The 2,147-nt window shown below is 46.1% G+C and carries 2 protein-coding genes and 2 pseudogenes; 1 reads left to right on the plus strand and 3 read right to left on the minus strand.

Annotated elements, in window-relative coordinates; translation table 11 throughout:
• A pseudogene (locus tag ACF8D4_RS11930) lies at window positions 1-219 on the minus strand (hypothetical protein); the annotation flags it as partial.
• An 87-nt stretch (window positions 220-306) separates the two neighbouring features.
• Here ACF8D4_RS11930 and ACF8D4_RS11935 point away from each other — a divergent pair.
• Window positions 307-690: pseudogene (locus tag ACF8D4_RS11935) on the plus strand (transposase); the annotation flags it as partial.
• A 428-nt stretch (window positions 691-1,118) separates the two neighbouring features.
• Here the strand turns inward: ACF8D4_RS11935 and ACF8D4_RS11940 are convergent.
• Window positions 1,119-1,535 carry a hypothetical protein gene (locus ACF8D4_RS11940; protein WP_392466525.1) on the minus strand — a complete coding sequence of 139 codons (417 nt, stop codon included), beginning with the start codon at window positions 1,533-1,535 and terminating at the stop codon, window positions 1,119-1,121.
• 91 nt (window positions 1,536-1,626) lie between these two features.
• Window positions 1,627-2,022: a hypothetical protein gene (locus ACF8D4_RS11945; RefSeq protein ID WP_144136111.1), complete on the minus strand. Its 396-nt coding sequence runs from the start codon at window positions 2,020-2,022 to the stop codon at window positions 1,627-1,629.
• Between the last annotated feature and the right edge of the window lie 125 nt (window positions 2,023-2,147).

The raw sequence follows: 2,147 nt of genomic DNA on the forward strand, positions 1-2,147 counted from the left end.
CCTTGCCATTAATGCTGGGTGTCCATATTCTCCCACATCAATGGCAAAAACGGCCTCCAATTCAAACAGTAAAGATTCTACCCAACCACGGCGGTGGTCATAATTCTTGCCCGAGTAGGCATCATCACCACATAGAAAGGCACGTCTCACCACGCGGCTGCAACAGTGGTAGTAGGGCGTATCTTCAAGGCTAATTTGAGTTCGGCGAGGGCGCGGCATTATAACCTCCTTGTTAAATGCTTAAACAAAGCATAGTCGGAGGCTAACTTCCTTGCCATTAATGCTGGGTGTCCATATTCTCCTTCGGAAGACTCAGACTATACCAGTATTCAACGGCGGATACGGGCCGCGATGCAGGGCGAAAACACACCTGAGCTGTTACCCTTTGTCGGCAATGAACGGCTGAACATACCACAAGGATTGCACTTTGAAGCCAAGGATTATCTGCAACTGGTCGATGATACCGGGCGCATTATCCGCCATGACAAGCGCGGTCAGATTACCGCCGGCACTACGACCATTTTGAATCGTTTAAACATCCCCATCGACAACTGGCTCAAGTTAACGACGGATTTTAGCCGTCTATTCAAAGGGCCAGTTGGGACACTGGAGTCACTTACCGACTACTGTACTCACCTACAACGACGACGAAGGCAAGGGGCCGCTAATTGTCAGAAGCTGTTTAGCTGAATCCCCGAGGCTCCAAGATATTTATCTCCAATCGAACTTTGTTCGACCTCCATCGTGTCCGAAATTCGTCCTTTCACTCATTTAAGCAGCTGAATGCCCTCAAAAGGCTTGAAAGATGATTTTCTGCCAGTGGAAACATCTGTGTTTCTGTACCCCAGATAAACAGAGCCTTCACTCAGCTAATAGTGGGTGTCTTTGTTGTCTTTTTGATTTCCGCAAAATGTTCCTTGGAATAGACCCATTTCAAGTCATCTCTTTTGCTAAGGTTAATATTTCCTTGCAACTGTAGACCTATAATATTTTGATCGATGTAGACTAAGGGGATAACCATAAATCTCCGAGAAGGCTAACGCCGCGCACAGAGGTCGACAAATAAGTGCAGCTTTTTGGCGGTCCCTGCGACCAACGGGAGCTACTGCTGCGGTTTGTTAGGGCTCTTCATTAGCTCTTGACTCGATCGGCACTTGAATGTCTTGGATTGTTAATTCCCCAACAGTTTTACCATTACCTACTTGAATAGAAAATGCTGTTTGTACAAAAAGATTTATGCCAAGCACAAAAACCAACGCGGGGATCACGTAATAGAATAAACTGCCTACGTTTCCGGCTTTATGCTCTCTCCTGACTATGCTGTTGAAAGACTTTATATTTAAGGTGAACAAGTAGACCGAAAGAGCAAGCATTAAACCACCTGTTAAGTAGTTTACGTATATCATGAAGTGCACTGTCATGGGCTTGCTAAAGTAGTGCATAGCAACATAAAAAACGACACCACATAAAGCAAAGTTTCTTATGCTATCAAATATATCTTTTGCCTTCGCTTTATTATCATTCCATTGTGACATGGTACTTAGTACTCCATTGCCCTAACGCCCGGTGCAGCGGGCAAATTGGAGCGAGGAACGAGCGGAAATTTGATCCGCCTGCCACCACTTGTTAGGCGCCAACTCTTCCTGGCCCGCTGCGAATATAGTCAAGATATTCCTCCTGAATCATCAGTTGGTTTAGAATTTTCTCGGTCGCCCCTGGCTCATGCTCGTTGAGCCAACCATAAAGTGAGGACAAATCAGGAAACTCCAACTGGAAATCCGGATCCTCGAATTCTAACTCTTCGTCCAGAGGACCAAATTCATAGATATCACAGAACTCTTCACTACCAATATCTGCTGACTCATAGATACAGAGCTTCAGCGCATCACCAGATGAAAATATAGAAAGCCAGCGAATTCCCTCTCTTCCACTCCTGACACAGCGCCCCAGAAAACACTCTACCGCCTTACCTCGATTTAAAGCACCTGCAACCTCAGATTCTGAAAGGTATCTTCTGGACATGTGTCTTCTGCCTAACGCCGCGTTAAGGGGCGCAGGCACGCAATGCAACAGTTGCCGCATAACACCTTAACCACTAAACAAACTGCAAACCAAAAATGCCACGCGTGCCAAGTCCCTCTTGAACG

Origin of the sequence: Shewanella sp. YQ_9, assembly GCF_043103185.1 — a bacterium.
In the GTDB taxonomy this organism is placed as follows: Bacteria; Pseudomonadota; Gammaproteobacteria; order Enterobacterales; family Shewanellaceae; genus Shewanella; species Shewanella algae.